2 protein-coding genes are annotated in these 3,752 nt (G+C 50.0%); both read left to right on the top strand.

The features are described from left to right. Positions 1-687 precede the first annotated feature (687 nt). Positions 688-2,241: a Re/Si-specific NAD(P)(+) transhydrogenase subunit alpha gene (locus WH50_RS25000; protein WP_110190114.1), complete on the top strand. Its 1,554-nt coding sequence runs from the start codon at positions 688-690 to the stop codon at positions 2,239-2,241. 11 nt (positions 2,242-2,252) lie between these two features. After that, positions 2,253-3,656, top strand: coding sequence for a Re/Si-specific NAD(P)(+) transhydrogenase subunit beta (pntB, locus tag WH50_RS24995; protein ID WP_104155729.1), 1,404 nt, complete (start codon positions 2,253-2,255; stop codon positions 3,654-3,656). Positions 3,657-3,752: the final 96 nt, after the last annotated feature.

The following is a 3,752-nucleotide window of genomic DNA, read 5'->3' as shown; positions in this document are numbered from 1 at the left end:
TGATTTTTAAAGAGCAGCTGGTGATCGCAACCACCAGTAAAGAAGAGGTGCGCATTCTATCGAATCACCGGAAGATGTCAAGCCGCATTTTCGCTTGGCTTTTCTTCAGCATTCGCCGTTGCCGGCTAAGGTACTGAATTTTAACATCTTCTTTTTCTTCCGGAGCACTCAGCGCGTTGCTGCGTGTTCAGTGGGGGCGCATTATAGGCACTTCCGGGAGTCTGTCAACACCTTTGTTACATCCTTCTCAGCCTGAACCAAACCCTACCACCACTGCTCTCAGGCGCTCTTCAGCGGCAAGGGGACTGGGCAACATTAAATTAAACCACCCCATATCAGACGGATTGATATACGCATATCAATCATTCTAATTATAGATACTTCCGCTATGCACAAATCAATTTAATTGATGATTAAAAAAAAACGATCAGAATTACTGTATGGTTTTTTCTATTCTGCCCGGTTATAAAAAGCGCTATTCGACATGAAAAATTAACTAATTAAAAAAATAACAACTCACTCTCAATCAATAGCAGCAATATCTGCTATTCGATATCCATTGTCACACCAATTCGCCTAAAAAATCCTAGCCATTCAAAATATCGTGAATGGCTGCCATTTAATTAAAACAAAAACAACTCGTCATTAAATTGACTTAATTATTTAAAAATACCTGGGAGGTTATTGATGAAAATCGGGATACCAAAGGAAATTCACCATGGCGAGGCAAGGGTAGCAACTACTCCCGAAGTCGCCGCACAGTTGCAGAAGCTTGGATATCATATCTCTCTTGAGTCTGGCGCAGGAGAAGCAGCCAAATATAGAGATGAGGACTATGCCGCCGTAGGTGTCGAGATCGTTACTGACGCTCAGGCTCTGTGGCAAAACGCAGATATCATACTTAAGGTGCGAGCACCACAACATCATCCGCGCCTCAACGTCCATGAAGCTGACTTGCTTCACGCAGGTCAAACGCTCGTTTCCTTTATGGCTCCCGGTCAAAATACGGCCTTACTCGAAACGCTAGCCAGCAAGAACATCAATGCTCTGGCTATTGATATGGTGCCGCGCATTTCGCGTGCACAGAAAATGGATGCCCTAAGTTCCATGGCCAACATTGCTGGGTACAGGGCTGTCGTTGAAGCAGCACAACACTTTGGACGCTTCTTTACAGGCCAGATTACGGCTGCAGGTAAAATTGCACCGGCCAAAGTACTGGTTATCGGCGCTGGTGTGGCAGGCCTGGCTGCCATCGGCACAGCCAAGTCCATGGGCGCAATCGTACGTGCTTTTGACACTCGCCCGGAAGTAAAGGAACAAGTCGAGAGTATGGACGCCGAATTCCTGATGCTCGACTTCAAGGAGGATGGCTCAGGCAGCGGTGGCTACGCCAAGACCATGTCCAAGGAGTTTATTGAGGCGGAGATGGCACTGTTTGCCGAACAGGCCAAGGACGTGGATATCATCATCACCACTGCACTCATTCCGGGCAAACCAGCGCCTGAATTGATCACTGAAGACATGGTCAAGTCAATGAAGGAAGGCAGTGTGATCGTTGACCTTGCGGCAGAGCAAGGCGGCAACTGTAAGCTCAGCGAAGCCGATAAGGTAGTGGTCAAACATGGCGTCACCTTAATCGGCTATACCAATCTACCCAGTCGTCTCGCTAGTCAGGCCAGCCAGTTGTATGCCACCAACCTGCGTCATCTGTTGACCGACATGACGCCAGGCAAAGACGGCATCCTGCAGATCAACTTTGATGACGACGTTGTACGTGGTGCCACCGTCGTCAAAGCAGGTGAGATCACCTTCCCGCCACCTGCGCCCAAACTGTCGGCCAAGCCTGCTGCACCCAAGCCCAGTGTCAGCAAAGCGCCCAGACAGGAAGAAAAGAAAGAACATAAGCACAGCTCACCTTTGTGGCTGATTGCGGGCGCTCTGGTCTTTCTCTTATTAGGCATGACTGCTCCGGCATCCTTTATGGGGCACTTTACCGTGTTCATCCTGTCGTGCTTTGTCGGCTACATGGTGATCTGGAACGTTACACCTTCATTGCATACACCGCTCATGAGCGTCACCAACGCCATCAGCAGCATCATCATCATTGGAGCGTTGCTGCAAATATCAGCACCTTCAGGCTGGGTAGTATTCTTTGCTGCGATTGCCGTGCTGCTTACCAGCATCAATATCTTCGGTGGTTTTGCCGTTACTCAGCGCATGCTGGCAATGTTCCGTAAATAAGGGATTGATAAATGTCACATACCATGGTCAATGCGGCCTATTTAGGCGCAACAGTTCTATTTATTCTTTCTCTCGGCGGATTGAGTCATCAGGAAACGGCACGTCGTGGTAATTATTACGGCATGATTGGCATGGCCATTGCGCTAATTGCCACAGTAATAGGAATTGTCAGCGACAATTACTTTATATTAATTGCCAGTATTGTCATTGGCGCAGCTATTGGTATTACTCTGGCCAAAAAGGTCGCCATGACCCAAATGCCAGAACTGGTAGCCATTCTCCATTCACTGGTGGGACTCGCTGCCGTGGTTGTTGGATATGCCAACTTTCTCGGGCATGACTCGTCACTGCAAGGTGCCGAGCAGTCCATCCATGCGGTGGAAACCTATCTGGGTATATTGATAGGCGCTATGACTTTCTCTGGCTCTATCGTTGCCTACCTGAAGTTAAGTGGCAAAGTAGGCGGCCGTCCCCTGCTATTACCCAACCGCCATCTGCTGAACCTGGCCTTACTGGTCATCGCTCTGTGGCAATGCTTTAGCTTCGTATCGGCCTCAGCTCAGGGTAGCGGTACCTCCGCATTGATTATCATGACGCTGGTAGCGCTGGCGTTCGGTGTACACATGGTCATGGCCATTGGCGGTGCCGATATGCCGGTTGTTGTCTCCATGCTGAACAGCTACTCGGGCTGGGCTGCAGCTGCGACAGGCTTCATGCTTTCCAACGACCTGCTGATCGTCATCGGTGCTCTGGTAGGCTCATCAGGTGCCATCCTCAGCTACATCATGTGCCGTGCCATGAATCGAAAATTCTTCAATGTCATTGCCGGTGGTTTTGGTACAACGGTCAGCAGTGCAGCATCCAGCGGCCCTGCAGGTAGCGAGGAAGATATTCAGTCGATTGACCCTGAAGAGTCAGCAGGTCTGCTGGTCAATGCAAAAGAAGTCGTCATCATTCCTGGATATGGCATGGCGGTAGCCCAAGCGCAGCATATCGTGTTCCAGATCACCAAGAGCCTGAGAGACAAAGGCATCAATGTCCGTTTCGGTATCCATCCCGTCGCCGGCCGTATGCCGGGGCATATGAACGTACTGCTGGCGGAGGCACGAGTACCTTACGACATCGTGCATGAGATGGAGGAAATCAATGATGACTTCAGCAAGGTAGATGTATCGATCGTCATTGGTGCCAATGACATCGTTAACCCGGCTGCTCAAGAAGTACCCGATAGCCCGATTGCCGGCATGCCTGTTCTTGAGCCCTGGCACGGCAAGACCACTATCGTTCTGAAGCGCAGCATGGCCTCTGGCTATGCCGGGGTAGATAATCCCCTGTTCTACCGCGATAACACCCGTATGTTGTTCGGTGATGCGACCAGCAGTCTGGAAGAAATCTTCAAGCATCTTGCGGCCTAACCGTTAAGCGTTGCCCTTCTTAGGCGGCCCCAGGGTCGCCTTGTTTGTTTGTGACTTTTGCCCTGACTTACGTGGTGTGTAGTGGCTCAATGATTT

The organism is Pokkaliibacter plantistimulans (genome assembly GCF_003194385.1).
Lineage (GTDB): Bacteria > Pseudomonadota > Gammaproteobacteria > Pseudomonadales > Balneatricaceae > Pokkaliibacter > Pokkaliibacter plantistimulans.
The sequence above is the reverse complement of the archived record's forward strand: the minus strand, read 5'-3'. Positions and strand labels throughout refer to the sequence as shown.